This is a genomic window from Pseudomonas sp. B2M1-30, assembly GCF_025447575.1.
GTDB classification, from domain to species: Bacteria; Pseudomonadota; Gammaproteobacteria; order Pseudomonadales; family Pseudomonadaceae; genus Aquipseudomonas; species Aquipseudomonas botevensis.
This window is the reverse complement of sequence record NZ_JAOEJT010000021.1, coordinates 34626-53080: the sequence shown is the minus strand read 5'-3', so window position 1 is coordinate 53080 and position 18455 is coordinate 34626. Positions and strand designations below refer to the sequence as shown.

Genomic DNA, 18455 nt, shown 5'->3' with positions numbered 1-18455 from the left:
ACAAAAGAGCGTGCGCCTGAGTAGATGACGAATCACGCGCGTTACTCGCAGTAGTTTCCAAAGCGCCTGAACGAGGATTTTTTACATGCCAGCCATCACCCTGACCACGCTCCAGAGCCTCAAGCAGAAAGGTGAAAAGATCACCATGCTGACCTGCTATGACGCGACTTTCGCCCACGCCTGCAACGAGGCCGGTGTCGAAGTGCTGCTGGTGGGCGACTCCCTCGGCATGGTCCTGCAAGGTCACGACAGCACCCTGCCGGTGACCACCGCAGAAATGGCCTACCACGTAGCCTGCGTCAAACGCGGCAACACTGATGCCCTGATCCTGGCCGACCTGCCTTTCATGGCCAACGCCACCCTTGAGCAAACCATGACCAACAGCGCCATGCTGATGCAGGCCGGTGCGCACATGGTCAAGGTCGAAGGTGCGTTGTGGCTGGCAGAGTCGATCCGCCTGCTGGCCGAGCGCGGTGTGCCGGTCTGCGCGCACATGGGCCTGACCCCACAGGCCGTGAACATTCTCGGCGGCTACAAAGTACAAGGCCGCAACGAGAACCAGGCGCGACAGATGCGTGCCGACGCCATCTCGCTGGAGCAGGCGGGCGCAGCGATGCTGCTGCTCGAATGCGTGCCGAGTGAACTGGCCGCCGAAATCAGCCAGGCAGTGAAAATCCCGGTGATCGGCATCGGCGCCGGCAACGCCACCGACGGCCAGGTGCTGGTATTGCACGACATGCTCGGCCTGTCGATCAGCGGTCGCGTACCGAAATTCGTCAAGAACTTCATGCACGGCCAGGAGAACATCCAGTCGGCACTGAAGGCTTACGTGAACGAAGTCAAAGCCACCACTTTCCCTGGCATCGAACACGGATTCTCCGCATGAACACCGTCAAGACCGTACGTGAACTGCGCGCCGCCGTAGCCCGCGCCCGCAGCGAAGGCAAGCGCATCGGCTTCGTGCCGACCATGGGCAACCTGCACAGCGGCCACATCGCGCTGATCACCAAGGCCACCCAGCGGGTGGACTTCGTCGTCGCGAGCATTTTCGTCAACCCGCTGCAGTTCGGTGCGGGCGAAGACCTCGACAAGTACCCGCGCACCCTGGTGGCCGACCAGCAAAAACTGCAGGAAGCCGGTTGCGCCCTGCTGTTTGCGCCGACCGTCGAGGAGATGTATCCCGACGGCATGGCCGGGCAGACCCGGGTCAGCGTGCCGCAACTTTCCGAAGGCCTGTGCGGCGCCAGTCGTCCGGGGCACTTCGAAGGAGTGGCGACGGTAGTCAGCAAGCTGTTCAACATGGTCCAGCCGGATCTGGCAATCTTCGGTCAGAAGGACTTCCAGCAACTGGCGGTGATTCGCGCGCTGGTACATGACCTGAACATGCCGATCCAGATCATCGGCGAGCCGACTGTCCGCGCTGCCGATGGCCTTGCGCTGTCGTCGCGCAACGGCTTCCTCAGCGAAGAACAACGCGCCGTGGCGCCGGTGGTCTATCGCACCCTGAGCACCATCGCCGAGGCGATCAAGCAAGGTGAACGCGACTTCCCGGCCCTGATCCGCACCCAGTTGCAACAGCTGGAAGCGGCCGGCCTGCGTCCGGACTACCTGGAAATCCGCCATGCCCTGACCTTGCGTCCGGCGACGGCGCAGGATCGCGACCTGGTGATCCTGGTGGCGGCGTTCCTCGGCACGACCCGGTTGATCGACAACCTGCACCTGAATCTCGATACCCCTGCCTGAGCGGCGCAATAACGTTCTGTGGGAGCGGGCGTGCTCGCGAATGCAATCTGTCAGTCCGTCCCTACGGTAACTGGCACAGCACATTCGCCATGCAGGCCCGCTCCCACAGTTGTTTTGGGCCGGCGTCAGTCCGTCTGTCGGCCACCACCGTTATCAATGTTAAAAAAGTACCGGAAACAGGTCAGACAAAGTCAAGACAGATCGCGGCGCTAGGTTTACTGTATTCGCCCTGCGCCCGGTAACCGTGTCGACGCAGCTGACCTCTCGCTCAAACAGGGCAAGATGGGCTTTCAAGTGTTCAAAAGGCCGTTCAAGTAAAAAGGAAAACCGCAGCGATGGCGTATTACCGCACTCCTCATGACGTTACCGCTCTGCCTGCCTGGCAAGCGTTGAAAGATCACCGCCAAGCCATGCAGGATTTCAGCATGCGCGAAGCCTTCAACGCCGATCCGCAGCGCTTCAATCAGTTCACCCTCAGCAGCTGCGGACTGTTTCTCGATTATTCGAAGAACCTGATCAACGCCGAGACCCGCAATCTGCTCGTGGGCCTGGCCAATGAAGTCGACCTCAAAGGCGCGATCAAGGCGCTGTTCGACGGCGAAACCGTCAACTCCTCCGAAGGTCGCCCGGCGCTGCATACCGCCCTGCGCCGTCCGGTGGGCGACAAGCTGCTGGTCAACGGCGTCAACGTGATGCCTGAGGTACACAAGGTACTGAACCAGATCACCGATCTGGTCGGCCGCATCCACGACGGCCTGTGGCGCGGTTACACCGAGAAGCCGATCACCGACGTGGTGAACATCGGCATCGGTGGTTCGTTCCTCGGCCCGGAACTGGTGTCCGAAGCCCTGCTGTCCTACGCCCAGAAAGGCGTGCGTTGCCACTATCTGGCGAACATCGACGGCAGTGAGTTCCACGAGCTGACCCAGAAACTGCGCGCCGAAACCACGCTGTTCATCGTCTCGTCGAAATCCTTCAACACCCTCGAAACCCTGAAGAACGCCCAGGCCGCCCGTGCCTGGTATCTGGCCCAGGGCGGTTCGGAAGCGGAGCTGTATCGCCACTTCATCGCGGTGTCGAGCAACAACGCGGCGGCCGTGGCCTTCGGTATCCGCGAAGAGAACATCTTCCCGATGTGGGACTGGGTCGGCGGTCGTTACTCGCTGTGGTCGGCCATCGGTCTGCCGATTGCCCTGGCGATCGGCATGTCCAACTTCAAGGAACTGCTATCCGGTGCCTACACCATGGACCAGCATTTCCAGAGCGCGCCGTTCGAACAGAACATGCCGGTACTGCTGGCCCTGCTCGGCGTGTGGTACGGCAACTTCTGGGGCGCGCAGAGCCACGCGATCCTGCCGTACGACCACTACCTGCGCAACATCACCAAGCACTTGCAACAGCTGGACATGGAATCCAACGGCAAGAGCGTGCGTCAGGACGGCACCGCAGTGTCGACCGACACGGGTCCAGTGATCTGGGGCGGCGTCGGCTGCAACGGTCAGCACGCTTACCACCAGTTGCTGCACCAAGGCACCCAACTGATCCCGGCCGACTTCATCGTGCCGATCGTCAGCTTCAACCCGGTCTCCGACCACCACCAGTGGCTGTACGCCAACTGCCTGTCGCAGAGCCAGGCACTGATGCTGGGCAAAACCCTGCCGGAAGCCGAAGCCGAACTGCGCGACAAGGGCATGAGCGAAGATCAGGTGCAGAAACTAGCGCCGCACAAGGTGATCCCGGGCAACCGTCCGAGCAACACCCTGGTGGTCGAGCGCATCAGCCCGCGTCGTCTCGGCGCGCTGGTGGCGATGTACGAACACAAGGTCTTCGTGCAGAGCGTGGTCTGGGGCATCAACGCCTTTGACCAATGGGGCGTGGAACTGGGCAAGGAACTGGGCAAGGGCGTCTACAACCGCCTGGTCGGCAGCGAAGAAACCGCCGCCGAGGATCCATCCACCCAAGGCCTGATCAACTACTTCCGCGGTCGTCACCGCGGTTGATCCGACCGGTCGCCTGCGAACTTCGCGGGCAACCACACCCTCTTGTGGGAGCGGGCTTGTCCGCTCCCACAGTTGTTTCAGCAGACAACTTGAACCCTTCGGGCACTCGGCGCATCTTTATTCATGTCGCAAAACAAGAATAAGGAACCGTCATGTTCGATATCAGCACGTTCCCCAAAGCCGATGCCGTCCGCCGGGCTGCACAGTTGAGTCAGGACGACTACAAGCGCCTGTACCGCGAATCCGTTGAACACCCCAGCACCTTCTGGGCCGAGCAAGCCACAAAGTTCCTCGACTGGAGCACGCCGTGGCAGACCGTCCAGCGCTATGACCTGAAGACCGGCGAGGCCTCATGGTTCGCAGGCGGCAAGCTGAACGTCAGTTACAACTGCATCGACCGCCACCTGGCAACGCGCGGCGAACAGACCGCCCTGCTCTGGGAGGGCGACGACCCCGCCGAATCCCTGTCTGTCAGCTACAACAAACTCCATCATCACGTCTGCCGCCTGGCCAACGTGCTGAAAAGCCGTGGCGTGAAGAAAGGCGACCGGGTCTGTATCTACATGCCGATGATCCCGGAAGCCGCCTACGCGATGCTCGCCTGCGCGCGGATCGGCGCAATTCATTCGGTGGTATTCGGCGGTTTCTCCCCGGACTCCCTGCGCGACCGCATTCTCGATGCCGACTGCCGCACCGTGATCACCGCCGACGAAGGCGTGCGCGGCGGGCGTTTCGCCTCGCTCAAGCAAAACGTCGACAAGGCCCTGCAAAGCTGCCCGAACGTCAGCAGCGTGGTGGTGGTCGAGCACACCCGGGGCAAGGTCGACTGGGTCGATGGCCGCGACCTCTGGTATCACGAGGCCGTGCACGATGTCAGTGACGATTGCCCACCGGAACCGATGGGTGCCGAGGATCCGCTGTTCATCCTCTACACCTCCGGCAGCACCGGCAAACCCAAAGGCGTGCTGCACACCACCGCCGGTTACCTGCTGCAAGCGGCGATGACCTTCAAATACGTCCTCGACTACCGCGACGGTGAAGTGTTCTGGTGTACCGCCGACGTCGGCTGGGTCACCGGCCACAGCTACATCGTCTACGGCCCGCTGGCGAACGGCGCGACCACATTGATGTTCGCAGGCGTACCGAGTTACCCGACTACCTCCCGCTTCTGGCAGGTGATCGATAAACACAAGGTCAATATTTTCTACACTGCACCGACCGCCCTGCGCTCCTTGATGCGCGAAGGTGCCGGGCCATTGCAGGGAACGTCCCGCGAGAGCCTCAGATTGCTCGGCAGCGTCGGTGAGCCAATTAATCCGGAAGCGTGGGAATGGTATTTCAACGTGGTCGGCGAACAGCGCTGCCCCATCGTCGATACCTGGTGGCAGACCGAAACCGGCGGCATCATGCTCAGCCCGCTGGTCAGCTCCCAACGGATCAAACCGGGCTGCGCCACACAACCGATGTTCGGCGTGCAACCGGCCCTGCTCGATGAAGCCGGCAAGGAAATCAAAGGCGCCGGCAGCGGCGTACTCGTGATCAAGTCCAGTTGGCCGGCGCAGATCCGCAGTGTCTACGGCGATCCGCAGCGGATGGTCGACACCTACTTCAAACCCTACCCCGGCTACTACTTCACCGGTGACGGCGCGCGCCGCGACGAGGATGGCGACTACTGGATCACCGGACGCATCGACGATGTGATCAACGTCTCCGGCCACCGCATCGGCACCGCCGAAGTGGAAAGTGCCCTGGTGCTGCACGACAGCATCGCCGAAGCCGCCGTGGTCGGTTATCCCCACGACGTCAAGGGCCAGGGCATCTACGCCTTTGTCACGCCAATGAACGGCACCGAACCTGACGATGAACTGAAAAAGAACCTGCTGGCCCACGTCAGCAAGGAAATCGGCAGCTTCGCCAAACCGGACCTGATCCAGTGGGCACCGGCGCTGCCCAAGACCCGTTCGGGCAAGATCATGCGGCGCATCCTGCGCAAGATCGCCTGCAACGAGATCGACAGCCTCGGCGACACCTCGACCCTGGCCGACCCAAGTGTCGTGCAGGGGCTGATCGACAAGCGGCTGAATCAGTAAAGGCAGCTTCAGGCCCCAGGCCTCAAGCTTGAGGCTTGAGGCTCAGTTGCTGCTAAACTCCCGCGCCCCACCATTCTCACCAGCAAGGCGCCCGCATGTCTTCCTTGAATCAGGCGCTGCGCGCCGCCCTCGACCAACGCCAGGACCTGCTCGCCGAACTGCACGGCCAGGGCACCGATTGCTATCGACTGTTCCACGGCAGCCAGGAAGGTGCCGGCGGCCTGACCATCGACCGCTACGGCCCGCAGTTGCTGGTGCAAAGTTTCCACCAGACGCTGGAGCGTGATGCGCTGCTGCAACTGCATGAAATGGTCAATCAGACCCTGGGCTTCGACACTCTGCTGGTCTACAACGACCGCTCCCGTGGCAATTCGCGTATCGATCGCGAAGACAGCGTCTATCGCGCCGACGAAGCCGCGCTGGCCGATCTGGTTGGCCACGAGTGGGGCCTCAACTACCGGGTGCGCGGGCGCCACGCCGGGCAGGACCCGCTGCTGTTTCTCGACCTGCGCAACACGCGCGGCTGGGTCAAGGATCACGCGAAAGGCAAGAGTGTCCTCAACCTGTTTGCCTATACCTGTGGCGTCGGTCTCAGCGCGGCGGCCGGCGGTGCCCGTGAAGTGTGCAACCTGGACTTCGCCGAGGGCAATCTGGCGGTCGGGCGCGAAAATGGCCTGCTCAACCCGCAATTGCCAGCCATGCAATTCATCCAGTCCGATTACTTCCCGGCGATCCGCCAACTGGCCGGCCTGCCGATCAGCCAGCGGCGCGGGCAGAAACTGCCGGGCTATCAGCGCCTCGAACAGCGCCAATACGACCTGGTGCTGCTCGATCCACCGGCCTGGGCCAAGAGTGCGTTCGGCACCGTCGACCTGCTGCGCGACTATCAAAGCCTGCTCAAGCCTGCCCTGCTGACCACCGCCGACAACGGCGTGCTGATCTGCTGCAACAACCTGGCGAAAGTGAGCATGGACGACTGGCGCGAACAGGTCTTGCGTTGCGCCGAGAAGGCCGGACGCCCGGTGCGCGAATGGAGCGTGATGACCCCGGCCCGGGACTTTCCGTCGCAGGATCAACAGCCGCCGCTGAAAACCCTGATCCTTCAGCTCTGACCCACTCCCGGCGAGCCCTCACAACTTTCAGACATTTCCTATAAAGCGGGCGCACTTCGGAACCGTAATCGCGTGCCATACTCCAAGGCACTCCGATTCAGACAGATGAAGCCGCACATGCCCAAAGGATTGATTCGCGCGACTGGCGCCCTGTTGACCGCTCTTGCCCTCTACAGCCTGCTGGGGTTTCTGATCTTGCCGGGCATTGCGCTTCGCGTGGTCAACCAGCAACTGGCCAACTACGCGACCGTGCCCGCGCACCTTCAACGCATCGAACTCAATCCATTCAGCCTTGAAGTCACCCTGTGGGGGCTGGTGATCGGCGAGCCGGGCAAGGAACAGGTCGGCTTCGAACGCCTGTACGCCAACCTGCAACTCGACAGCCTGTGGACAAAAGCCCTGCACCTGTCCGATATCGAACTGGACAAGTCCAGGACCGAGATCCTCTTCGCCAAGGACGGCCAGCTCAACCTGCTCGGCCTGTTCAAACTGCCGGCCAGCGAACCGACCCCGGCCGATCCGGATGCCAAGCCGTTTCCGCTGCGCATCGACCGCATCAAGCTGGCGGGGGGCGCCTTGCATTTCGAGGACGCGCGTCCGAGCGAGCCCATCGAATTCGTCTACGACGCCCTCGACTTCGAACTGAAAAATCTCAGCACCCTGCCCGAGGACAGCGCCGACATGACCCTGGTCGCGGTGGGGCCGGCGGGCGGGCGAATCGACTGGGCCGGCAACTTCAGCCTGATCCCACTCACCTCCGAAGGCACACTGAAAATCACCGACGGCAAGATGAAGTCGTTCTGGCCCTATGTGCGCGATGCAGTGCCGCTGGTGCTGGAAGACGGCGTGGTCAGCCTCAGCACCGAGTACAAGCTCAACCTGTCCAAGGAAACCGAACTGCTGCTGAACAACGTCGCGGTGAGTGTCGCGCCGTTCGCGATCAAGGCACCGGACGGCCGCCCGCTGGCCAGACTCGAACGCCTGGACGTCAGCGAAACCACGGTGGATCTGGCCAAACAGCAAGTGGTGGTCGGCAAGATCCGCAGCCAGAAACTGGAAACCTGGGCGGCTCGCGAAGCCGACGGGCAACTGGACTGGCAAAAACTGTTCGCCAGTCAGCCGTCGAAACCGGCGGCCAAGGCCGCCGCAGAACCGAAGTCCGCTCCAGCGGCCGCCGACTCGCCGAAGGAACCGGCCGCGCCGAGCAAGCCCTGGCAAGTGCTGCTCAAGGACGTGCAACTGCGCAACTATCAAGTGCATCTGGCTGACCGCCAGGCACAGCCGGCCGTGGCGCTGGAAGTCGGGCCGCTGAACGTCGACCTGCAGAATTTCGACAGTCTCAATGGCTCACCCTTCAACCTCAAGCTCGACACCGGGCTGGGCAAGCAGGGCAAGATCAGCGCCGATGGCGTGATCAATCTGGCGCCGGTCACCGCCCAGCTCAACGTGAAGACCCAGGACATCGACCTGCGTGTCGCCCAGTCCTACATCACCCCGTTCATTCGCCTGGAACTGCGCAGCGGCATGCTCGGCAGCGACCTCAAGGTCAACCTGAAGAGCACCGAGCCACTGGCGCTCAGCGTCACCGGACGCGCCCAGGTCGATCAGTTGCACACCCTCGACACCCTGAAGACCCGCGACTTCCTCAAGTGGCAGCAAGTGGTGGTCGAAGGCTTGAACTACCAGCACGGCGACAGCCTGTCGATCGAGCGGATCAACCTGTTCCAGCCTTACGCGCGCTTCATGATCAATGATGACCGCACCACCAACATCGATGACTTGCTGGTTCCGCAACCGGCGGACGTTGCGGCCAAACCGGCAGCGGCCAAGCCCGCCAGCAATGAAAAACCGCTGGGCATTCATATCGGCGGAATCGCCATCAACGATGGCTCGGCCAACTTCGCCGACTTCAGCCTGACCCCGAACTTCGCCACCGCGATCCAGCAGCTCAACGGCCAGATCGGCACCATCGACAGTCGCCAGGCAAAACCGGCCAGTGTCGACGTCAAGGGCAAGGTCGATCGCTATGCTCCGGTGACCATCAAAGGCGCAGTCAACCCGTTCGACCCGATGGCCAGCCTCGACATCGCCACCAGCTTCAAACGGGTCGAGCTGACGACCCTGACGCCCTACTCCGGCAAGTTCGCCGGTTACCGCATCCGCAAGGGCCGGCTCAATCTCGACCTGCATTACCTGATCACCAAGGGCCAGCTCAAGGCCGAAAACAAAGTGGTGGTCGAACAATTGCAGCTGGGTGAGAAAGTCGACAGCCCGGACGCCGTGAGCCTGCCGCTGAAACTGGCGATTGCGCTGCTCAAGGACGTCGACGGCAAGATCTCCATCGAGCTGCCGGTCACCGGCGACTTGAACAACCCGCAATTCAGCGTGATGCCGATCGTCTGGCAGACCCTGCGCAACCTCATCGTCAAGGCAGCGGCCGCACCGTTCAAACTGATCGGTGGGCTGGTCAGCGGCGGCGGTTCCGAAGACCTCGGCACCGTCTCTTTCGCCCCCGGCTCCAGCGACCTGAGCAAGGACGCCGAGGCGGCGCTGGTCAAACTGTCCCAGGCCTTGAAGGAACGTCCGGCACTGCGCCTGGAGATCGAAGGCACCGCCGCGCAAAGCAGCGACGGCCCGTTGATCGCCGAACAGCGTCTGGAACGTGAATACCAGTACAACTACTACAAGATGCTCCAGCGCCGTGGCGACAAGGTGCCGGCCCAGGCATCGCTGTTGCAGGTGCCGGATGGCGAGAAAGGCCCGTTGCTGGAAGGCATCTACCGCACCCGTCTGAAAACCCAGCCGCCGGCCGAGTGGAAGGATCTGGGCAAGGAAGAACGCACGGCGAAAATGCGCGCCGACGTGATCAAGTTCTGGAGCTCCAGCGATGTGCTGCTGCGCCAGCTCGGTCAGGATCGCGCCAGCAGCATCAAGGACTATCTGGTGGACAAGGGCCAACTGGCCGACGACCGCGTGTACTTCATCGACGCCAATCTCGGCGAGGCGGAGAGCGATGGCCGGGTGGTGACACAAATGCATCTGGATGCCGAATGATGAGCCGCACACTGCTTGCTGCATTGGGGCTGGCGTTGATCGCCAGCCAGGCTGCCGCGTCCGATACCCTGCGCTGCGGTAGCCAACTGGTGAGCCTTGGCGACCGTGCCAGCGAGGTGCTGCAAAAATGCGGTGAGCCGGTCAGTCGTGATCTGCTCGGTTACAAGCGCAGCGCCAACCGTCGTGAAGAGTTCCAGGTCGAGGAATGGACCTACGGCCCGAGCAACGGCATGTACCAGTACCTGCGCTTCGAAGGCAGTCGCCTGAAACAGATCAATAGCAAGCGCGGCAACTGACCTCCCCGCTTTTCCTGCCCCTGAAATAGAACAGGCCCCGACACAAGTGCCAGGGCCTGTAATGGCCACCTCCGTGTGGCCGTTCGCATGAACTCTAAAGTGCGGCAGACGTATTGCTCGGCCCGCCTGTCGCGTCTTCTCCCGGTCCAGGCGAGAAGTCTTGCCTTACTCGGCTTTCAGGCCGTCGGCGGAAACGGCCTTGACGCCTTTGATCTTCTTGGCGATGGCCACGGCGGTGGTTTTCTGAGCCTCGGTGATGGCAACGGTGGAGGACAGGGAAACGACGCCTTTGTTGGTTTCTACTTTGATGTCAGTGCCTGGAATGCCTTTTTCGGTAACCAGATCGCTTTTGACTTTGGTGGTGATCCAGGTGTCGGAAGTAGCTTCTTTGGCCTTGGTCATTTCACCGGCAGCCAGGGTCATCGGCGCCTGGGTTGCCTGGGTGGATTGTGCAAACGCACCGGTGGCCATGGTCAGGGTCAGGGTCAGCGCGGTAGCAGCAGCGGCAGTGATAGCGAACTTCTTCATACGAGTAACTCCTGTTTTTCTGGAAAGTCTGCTGGATTTCTTTTCAGCAGGGTTACGAGAGATATTGCGAACGCTGTGCCAACTTTGAACATCGAAATAAATTCATATAAATCAACAAGTTATAAAAATAACGAATTTTCGGAATCATGCAAATTGCACGAGCACCGAATAATCTGCATGCAACTTGCAGATTTGCCCTGGCGGCTTAAGGCCATGAATCCTCAGGACTTTTCATTGCGGTATGTCAGGCAAAAAAAAGCCCCGCCAGAATCGGCGGGGCGGGGTGTTTCGCAGTCAGATCAAACGCCGGTGCATTGCTTCGGCAGGTAGTCCTGAGCGGCGGTGCTGGTGCAAGTCCAGCCGTTGGTGGCATCGCGGGTCAAGGTAATGGTTTTGCTCAGCACGGGTGCCGGCGCATTGACCAATGTGCAGACGATGGTGCCAGCACCGGTGGCCGCCGTACCCGTCACGGTCAGCGTGCAGTTGCTGGTGGCCGCTGCACCACCAGGCCCGGTGTTGGCCGTGGTGGGAGCCGTACCGGCATTGATGACATCCTCATACGGTACTTTCATCGCCGAAATCTCGGCCAGCCCCGCCGTCACTTTCGACCGCGCCTGGTACTTGGAGTATTGCGGCAATGCCACAGTGGCCAGAATGCCGATGATCGCGACGACGATCAGCAGTTCGATCAGAGTGAAACCTTTTTGGTTGTTCATAGACAGGCTCTCCATGCATGAGTCGAAGTCTCATGATCTGAACAGGGCTCAGCACAGCCCATGCCAACCGGCTGCAAGCCGCGTCTGCTGGGCGTGGCGCCACTGAGTGGCGGTTTCCTACAACCTGCAACCGCACTATCTGACACTTTTTGTCACCTGCACCGAGGGTGTTTGGCGCTGTCACTTGACTAGGCTATAAGTCATGAACTGTCTGCGTCCGGGATTCCCATGAATGACATCGCTCTGAGCGGTCTGGCCAAACGATTGGTGCAGGCCGAACTGCTGACGGAAAAAAGCGCCCAGCAAGCCTGGCAACAGGCCCAGCGCAATCGCCTGTCGCTGGTCAGCTATCTGGTACAGAACAAACTGGTGAAGAGCTGGCAGGTCGCCGAGATCGCGTCGGAGCATTTCGGCGTGGCCTTCCTCGATCTCAACTGCCTGGACAAGGAAACCCAGCCCAAGGGCCTGGTCAGTGAAAAACTGGTGCGCCAGCATCACGCCCTGCCCCTCTGGCGGCGCGGCAACAAATTGTTCGTCGGCATCTCCGACCCAAGCAATCATCAGGCGATCAACGACATTCAGTTCAGCACCGGGCTGAGCACCGAAGCCATTCTGGTCGAGGACGACAAGCTCACCGACGCCATCGAAAAATTCTTCGACACCCACGCCAGCGGCCTCGAAGACATGGCCGACGTCGATCTCGACGGGCTGGACATCGAATCCATCGACGACGACAAACAGGACGCCATCGGCGGGCTCGACGCCGACGATGCGCCGGTGGTGCGTTTCGTCCACAAGATGCTGCTGGACGCGATCAAGAGCGGCTCGTCCGACCTGCACTTCGAGCCCTACGAAAAAAACTACCGGGTGCGGGTGCGCACCGACGGCATCCTGCGCGAAGTCGCCAGGCCGCCGATTCAATTGGCCAGCCGTATCGCCGCGCGCCTGAAAGTCATGGCCAGCCTGGACATTTCGGAACGCCGCAAACCCCAGGACGGACGCCTGAAAATGCGCCTGTCGAAGAGCAAGTCGATCGACTTCCGGGTCAACACCCTCCCGACCCTGTGGGGTGAAAAAGTGGTGATCCGGATTCTCGACCCCACCAGCGCGCAAATGGGCATCGACGCCCTCGGCTACGAGCCGGAGCAGAAGGAGCTGTACCTCGCCGCGCTCAAGCAGCCACAAGGCATGATCCTGGTCACCGGCCCGACCGGCTCGGGCAAGACCGTTTCGCTGTACACCGGCCTGAACATCCTCAACACCGTCGACATCAATATTTCCACCGCCGAAGACCCGGTGGAGATCAACATGGAAGGCGTCAATCAGGTCAACGTCAATCCACGCCAGGGCATGGACTTTGCCCAGGCCCTGCGCTCGTTCCTGCGTCAGGACCCGGACGTGATCATGGTCGGCGAGATCCGTGACCTGGAAACCGCCGAAATTGCGATCAAGGCCGCGCAGACCGGTCACCTCGTCCTGTCGACCCTGCACACCAACAGCGCGGCGGAAACCCTGACCCGCCTGCACAACATGGGCATTCCGGGCTTCAACATCGCCACCTCGGTCAGCCTGATCATCGCCCAGCGCCTGGCGCGCAAATTGTGCAGCCATTGCAAGAAGCCCATCGAGATCCCTCCCGAGACACTGCTCAGGGAAGGCTTCCCCGAGGAACGCATCGGCAGCTTCACGATCTATGAACCCGCCGGTTGCGATCACTGCAACGGCGGTTACAAGGGCCGCGTGGGGATTTATGAAGTGGTGAAAAATACCGCCGAGCTGCAACGGTTGATCATGGCCGAAGGCAATGCGCTGGAAATCGATACCCAGATGCGCCGGGACGGCTTCAACGACCTGCGCACCGCCGGCCTGCACAAGGCCATGCAAGGCATCACCAGCCTTGAGGAAATCAACCGGGTCACCAAGGACTGAACATGGCGGTCAAGGCAGCGAAAATCAGCGTCTACGCCTGGGAAGGCACGGACAGGAAAGGCAGCAAGGTCACTGGCGAGTTGAGCGGGCAGAACCCGGCACTGATCAAGGCGCAACTGCGCAAGCAAGGCATCAATCCGGGCAAGGTACGCAAGAAATCCGCCTCACTGCTCAGTTTCGGCAAACGCATCAAGGCCCAGGACATCGCCCTGTTCACCCGGCAGATGGCAACGATGATGAAGGCCGGCGTACCGCTCTTGCAGTCGTTCGACATCATTGGCGAAGGCTTTGAAAACCCGGCGATGCGCAAGCTGGTGGACGAGGTCAAACAGGAGGTCGCCGCCGGTAACAGCTTCGCGGCGGCACTGCGCAAGAAACCGCAGTATTTCGATGAACTGTATTGCAACCTGGTGGATGCCGGCGAGCAGTCCGGTGCCCTCGACACCCTGCTGGAACGGGTCGCGACCTACAAGGAAAAGAGCGAGAGCCTCAAGGCCAAGATCAAGAAAGCCATGACCTACCCGACGGCCGTGGTGCTGGTGGCGGCGGTCGTGACCGGGATCCTGCTGGTGAAAGTGGTGCCGCAGTTCCAGTCGGTGTTCTCCGGTTTTGGTGCCGAGCTGCCGGCCTTCACCCTGATGGTGATCAGTCTCTCGGAGTTCATGCAGCAATGGTGGTGGGCGATCCTCGGCGCCCTGGTGGCGGCGTTTTTCGGCACGCGCCATGCGCTGAAAACCTCCCAGCCCCTGCGCGACCGTCGTGACGCCTGGCTGCTGAAACTGCCGCTGGTGGGCACGCTGATGTACAAGTCCGCCGTGGCGCGTTTCGCTCGTACCCTGTCGACCACGTTCGCCGCCGGGGTGCCGCTGGTGGAAGCCCTGGACTCGGTGGCCGGCGCCACCGGCAACGTAGTGTTCAAGCGGGCGGTGCAGCGGATCCGGCAGGATGTCGCCACCGGCATGCAGTTGAATTTTTCGATGCGCGCCACCGGCGTCTTTCCGAACATGGCGGTGCAGATGACCGCGATCGGCGAAGAGTCCGGCGCGCTGGACGAGATGCTCGACAAGGTCGCGGGTTTCTACGAGGACGAGGTGGACAACATGGTCGACAACCTCACCAGCCTGATGGAGCCGTTCGTCATGGTGATACTCGGGGTGATCGTCGGCGGGCTGGTGGTGGCGATGTACTTGCCGATCTTCCAACTCGGCTCAGCGATCTGACATGCCTGTCGACGAACTCTTCAGTGTGTATCCGTTGGCTTTTGTCTTCACCGCCCTGCTCGTAGGGCTGGTGGTCGGCAGCTTCCTCAACGTGCTGGTCTGGCGCCTGCCGAAAATGCTTGAGCGCGACTGGCGCCAGCAGGCCCGTGATGTCCTCGGTCTGCCCGGCGACACGCCACAGCCCACCTACAACCTGATGCTGCCGCATTCGCAATGCCCGCATTGCGCCCACCGCATCCGCGCGTGGGAAAACATTCCGCTGCTCAGTTACCTGTGGTTGCGTGGACGTTGCTCGGCGTGCGCCGCGCCGATCAGCAAGCGTTATCCACTGACCGAACTGGCCTGCGGCCTGCTCTCGGCCTTCATTGCCTGGCATTTGGGTTTCGGCTGGGCCGCCTGCCTGTTGATCGTCCTGACCTGGGGCTTGCTGGCGATGAGCCTGATCGACATCGACGTCGGATTGCTGCCCGATGTGCTGGTGCTGCCGCTGCTGTGGCTGGGGCTGATCGTCAACAGCTTCGGGGTGTTCGTCTCGCTGCATGAGGCGCTGTGGGGCGCGGTGGCGGGTTACATGGCGCTGTGGTCGGTGTTCTGGCTGTTCAAACTGCTGACCGGCAAGGACGGCATCGGTCACGGCGACTTCAAGCTGCTGGGCCTCTTGGGGGCCTGGGGCGGCTGGCAGATCCTGCCGTTGACCGTCCTGCTCTCATCGCTGGTGGGGGCCATTCTCGGGGTGATTTTGCTCAAGCTGCGCGAGCAGAACACATCGACGCCCATCCCCTTTGGTCCCTATCTGGCAATTGCCGGCTGGATTGCCTTGCTCTGGGGTGGTCAAATAACCGACTTCTATTGGCAGTTTGTCGGTTTGAAATGAATACCCCTGTGGAAAAACCCTGGATTCTCGGCCTGACCGGCGGCATTGGCAGCGGCAAAAGCGCGGCCGCGCAGCACTTCATCGACCTCGGCATCCATGTGGTCGACGCCGATCACGCGGCGCGCTGGGTGGTCGAACCGGGGCGCCCGGCGCTGGCGAAAATCGCCGAGCATTTCGGCCCCGGCGTCTTGCAGGCCGACGGCACACTGGACCGCGCGGCCCTGCGCAAACTGATTTTCGAAGTGCCGCAAGAGCGGCGCTGGCTCGAAGCCTTGCTGCATCCGTTGATCGCCGAGGAAATCGCTCATCACCTGGCGCAGGCAAAATCGCCTTACGCGATTCTGGTTTCGCCGCTGTTGATCGAATCCGGGCAATACGCGATGACCCAACGGATCCTGGTGATCGACGCCCCGCAACAATTGCAGATCGAACGCACCCTGCAACGTGACCAGACCAGCGAGCAGCAGGTTCAGGCGATCCTCAAGGCGCAATCGAGCCGCGAAGACCGCGTGAGCCATGCCGATGACGTGGTGGTCAACGACCGCGACCTCGCCTGGCTGCACGGCGAGGTCGAGCGTCTGCACGATTTTTACCTGACTTTAAGTGGAGGCCGATCATGAGCCAGACCCCAACCGTCAACTGCCCGACCTGCGGCGCGCCGGTGGAATTCATTCCCGAGAACACATTCCGCCCGTTCTGCTCGGATCGCTGCAAGCTGATCGACCTCGGTGCCTGGGCTGCCGAAGATCACAAGATTCCGGTCGCCCCGGATGCCGAAGACGAACTGTTTTCCAGCGATTTCGACCCGCGCCACTGATCCCGCTCAGGGCCGCATGAAGCCGTAGTCCTGATCGTCGTCGAGGTTTTCCGCCAGAAAGCGCAACTCGTCGGCCAGGTCTTCGGCGTTGCGCACCGCCTTGCTCTGCTGCACCACCGCACTGAGCAAGGCGCGCAGGCTCAGGCCCGGATCGAACCCCACCTCCTGCGCCATCTCCAGACTTTGCCGGGTTTCCTGCCTCGCCCACTCGTAAACACTCATGTCGCTGCTCCTGAAGGGATTTGGCCGAGCATGAAATGCCGCGCGCGCGGTGTGATTGATGTGGATCAAGAATCGCGATCGTCGTCTTTCCAAGGCGCCGAAAGGTAGCGGGTGCGGTTGAAGGTCTCCAGCCATTCCGGGCAAAACACCACCAGCGAGCTGACCACCATGCCGTTGATGAACGCTTCGGGAAAAATCAGCAGCCACAGGTAACCGATGAAGTCCTCCAGCCATTCGGGCATGGCGAACAGGCCGTCATACCACAACAGGGTCAAGCTCAACGTCAGGCACAGCAACGCCGAGAGCGCGGCGGCAAAGAACCCGGAACAGAAGATATACACAAACGGATTACGCGGCTGCGCCCGCTCGACCAGAATCGCCAGGCATTCAGTGATCAACACCGGCAGCAAAATGAACAACGTCCCGTTGACCCCGAGGGCCGCCAGATCCTGCCGCCCGAGCAGTACCAGGCCGAGTTGCGCCACCAACCCACCGACGATTGCCAGTGGCCAGTCGAGCAACAGCGTCACCGCCGTCATGCCGATGAAATGGTAAGACACACCGGTATCGAAATCCCTGCGCACCAGCCACAACAGAAACAGTGCAAATACCGTCCCGAACAACAAATGCTGACGCCGATTGTCACTGAACAATTCGACCCACGGCGCGCGACAGACCGCCCAGACCAGCACTGGCAGGTAGATCAGCCAGCCCAGGATCAGGCTCGTGGACGACAGCAGTTCAGCACCGATCATGACTCCTCCGTGACCAACACCCCTTACGGGGGTGATTCGTCGCAGTCTACACCGCACGCCTGCGCAAATTTTCTGCTTGTCGCATTTGAACGCTAAGCTTGGGCCTATGGATGACTCAGATTACCTACGCCTGCTGACCATCGCGGCCGAGCAAGCCAACGCGTTCCTGTCCAATGCCCGCAAATGGGAGCGTGAGCGTTGGGTCTGCCAGCGCCTGCTGCAAGGCTTGAACATTCCGTACCGCGCCGACGAATTCGCCCCCGCCGGGGAGCCGCCGGACGTGTTGTTCCGTGATGCCAATTTCGAAGTGTTTTTCGTGCTCGATGAGGGGCGACGCCTCAACGACGAATGGCGCGACGAGTTGCAACGCCGGCGCAGTGCGTTTTCCCTCAGCCAACTGGTGCGGCGCGAAGCCAAGCCACGGCGAATTCCGGCCAATGAATTCCTGCTCAGACTGGCGCCGACCCTGCGTAAAAAAGCGCACAACTACAAGGAGCGCGGCATGGATCTGGGGGAGCTGGACATCATCGCCTTCGCCAGCCTCAAGCGCGAAGTGCTGGATCTGAACAGCCACTTTCCACCGCCGACCGAATATTTGCGTCAGGGCTGGCGCTCGTTGTCGCTGGTCGGCCCGACGTTCGCCCGCGTGCTGTTCGCCCATCCGGATGCACCGGATTTTCTGCGCAGCAACCTGGGCCGCAGCATCGTGTTCGACGTCGGTATCAGCCTCTAGCAGGATGGCGCGATTGCCGGCCGGATGTTACAAAAGCGCAATCATTCGCCCGGATGACATGCGCCGTTCAACGCCCGCAGACAAAACGCTGTAACGTCTGCGCATTCAGCAACGTCTATCCCTGACGAGGCCTTTATGACCAGCCGCCTGAACCCCGAAGACCAGAAGCATGTCGAAGAGTACCTGCAATTGTCCCAACACCGTGTCGAGCGCCGGCCTTTCCGGCCGTGGATGCTCCTGGTGCTGGTACTGGCAGTGACCATTGGTCTGGGCCTGTTGAGCCGATTTATCAGTTACCTGACGCTATGAGCAGCATCGCGCTCGCTCGGGTGACCGCACCGATTTCTTTTAGCCTTGCGAGTTATC

The 18455-nt window shown here is 61.4% G+C and carries 18 protein-coding genes; 14 read left to right on the top strand and 4 right to left on the bottom strand.

Annotated features, from left to right (window positions below):
- Positions 1-85: 85 nt before the first annotated feature.
- From panB to N8H74_RS27410, 7 genes are all read left to right on the top strand, one after another.
- A complete protein-coding gene (gene panB, locus N8H74_RS27440; protein WP_262151766.1) occupies positions 86-886 on the top strand; it encodes a 3-methyl-2-oxobutanoate hydroxymethyltransferase in 801 nt (266 codons plus the stop codon).
- The gene (gene panC / locus N8H74_RS27435; protein ID WP_217830023.1) at positions 883-1743 is read left to right on the top strand and encodes a pantoate--beta-alanine ligase; all 861 of its coding nucleotides are present in this window, start codon (positions 883-885) and stop codon (positions 1741-1743) included. The genes panB and panC overlap by 4 nt, the downstream gene beginning before the upstream one ends.
- A 335-nt stretch (positions 1744-2078) precedes the next feature.
- On the top strand, positions 2079-3743 hold the full coding sequence (pgi, locus tag N8H74_RS27430; protein WP_217830024.1) for a glucose-6-phosphate isomerase: 1665 nt from the start codon (positions 2079-2081) through the stop codon (positions 3741-3743).
- A 152-nt stretch (positions 3744-3895) separates the two neighbouring features.
- On the top strand, positions 3896-5833 hold the full coding sequence (acs, locus tag N8H74_RS27425; protein WP_262151763.1) for an acetate--CoA ligase: 1938 nt from the start codon (positions 3896-3898) through the stop codon (positions 5831-5833).
- Between the two features lie 95 nt (positions 5834-5928).
- Entirely contained in the window at positions 5929-6945 is a 1017-nt protein-coding gene (locus N8H74_RS27420; RefSeq protein WP_262151761.1) for a class I SAM-dependent methyltransferase, read from the top strand.
- 105 nt (positions 6946-7050) lie between these two features.
- Positions 7051-9999 carry a DUF748 domain-containing protein gene (locus N8H74_RS27415; RefSeq protein WP_262151759.1) on the top strand — a complete coding sequence of 983 codons (2949 nt, stop codon included), beginning with the start codon at positions 7051-7053 and terminating at the stop codon, positions 9997-9999.
- Positions 9999-10295 (top strand): DUF2845 domain-containing protein, encoded by a 297-nt coding sequence (locus N8H74_RS27410; RefSeq protein ID WP_262151757.1) that lies wholly within the window; start codon positions 9999-10001, stop codon positions 10293-10295. Before N8H74_RS27415 ends, N8H74_RS27410 begins: the two co-directional genes overlap by 1 nt.
- Before the next feature lie 165 nt (positions 10296-10460).
- Here N8H74_RS27410 and N8H74_RS27405 read toward each other — a convergent pair whose 3' ends face one another.
- Positions 10461-10823, bottom strand: coding sequence for a BON domain-containing protein (locus N8H74_RS27405; protein ID WP_262151755.1), 363 nt, complete (start codon positions 10821-10823; stop codon positions 10461-10463).
- Between the two features lie 299 nt (positions 10824-11122).
- The gene (locus tag N8H74_RS27400) at positions 11123-11539 is read right to left on the bottom strand and encodes a pilin (RefSeq protein ID WP_217830029.1); all 417 of its coding nucleotides are present in this window, start codon (positions 11537-11539) and stop codon (positions 11123-11125) included.
- Positions 11540-11767: 228 nt separating this feature from the next.
- Here N8H74_RS27400 and pilB point away from each other — a divergent pair, with 228 nt between their 5' ends.
- The 5 genes from pilB to yacG are packed head-to-tail and all read left to right on the top strand — an operon-like array spanning position 11768 to position 16379.
- Positions 11768-13468: a type IV-A pilus assembly ATPase PilB gene (gene pilB / locus N8H74_RS27395; RefSeq protein ID WP_262151753.1), complete on the top strand. Its 1701-nt coding sequence runs from the start codon at positions 11768-11770 to the stop codon at positions 13466-13468.
- 2 nt (positions 13469-13470) lie between these two features.
- Positions 13471-14688, top strand: a complete 1218-nt coding sequence (locus N8H74_RS27390) for a type II secretion system F family protein (RefSeq protein ID WP_217830031.1) — start codon at positions 13471-13473, stop codon at positions 14686-14688.
- Position 14689: 1 nt separating this feature from the next.
- Positions 14690-15562 (top strand): A24 family peptidase, encoded by an 873-nt coding sequence (locus tag N8H74_RS27385; RefSeq protein ID WP_262151751.1) that lies wholly within the window; start codon positions 14690-14692, stop codon positions 15560-15562.
- A complete protein-coding gene (gene coaE, locus N8H74_RS27380; RefSeq protein WP_217830033.1) occupies positions 15559-16182 on the top strand; it encodes a dephospho-CoA kinase in 624 nt (207 codons plus the stop codon). The genes N8H74_RS27385 and coaE overlap by 4 nt, the downstream gene beginning before the upstream one ends.
- On the top strand, positions 16179-16379 hold the full coding sequence (yacG, locus tag N8H74_RS27375; RefSeq protein ID WP_217830034.1) for a DNA gyrase inhibitor YacG: 201 nt from the start codon (positions 16179-16181) through the stop codon (positions 16377-16379). Before coaE ends, yacG begins: the two co-directional genes overlap by 4 nt.
- 6 nt (positions 16380-16385) lie before the next feature.
- Here the strand turns inward: yacG and N8H74_RS27370 are convergent, their stop codons facing one another.
- Together N8H74_RS27370 and N8H74_RS27365 are read right to left on the bottom strand one after the other, a co-directional pair.
- On the bottom strand, positions 16386-16601 hold the full coding sequence (locus N8H74_RS27370; protein ID WP_007959584.1) for a hypothetical protein: 216 nt from the start codon (positions 16599-16601) through the stop codon (positions 16386-16388).
- Positions 16602-16666: 65 nt separating this feature from the next.
- The gene (locus tag N8H74_RS27365) at positions 16667-17356 is read right to left on the bottom strand and encodes an energy-coupling factor ABC transporter permease (protein ID WP_262151748.1); all 690 of its coding nucleotides are present in this window, start codon (positions 17354-17356) and stop codon (positions 16667-16669) included.
- Positions 17357-17462: 106 nt separating this feature from the next.
- Here N8H74_RS27365 and N8H74_RS27360 point away from each other — a divergent pair, with 106 nt between their 5' ends.
- Together N8H74_RS27360 and N8H74_RS27355 are read left to right on the top strand one after the other, a co-directional pair.
- Positions 17463-18089 (top strand): DUF1780 domain-containing protein, encoded by a 627-nt coding sequence (locus N8H74_RS27360; RefSeq protein WP_003228301.1) that lies wholly within the window; start codon positions 17463-17465, stop codon positions 18087-18089.
- A gap of 135 nt (positions 18090-18224) precedes the next feature.
- On the top strand, positions 18225-18398 hold the full coding sequence (locus N8H74_RS27355) for a DUF3094 domain-containing protein (RefSeq protein ID WP_007909875.1): 174 nt from the start codon (positions 18225-18227) through the stop codon (positions 18396-18398).
- Positions 18399-18455 lie beyond the last annotated feature (57 nt).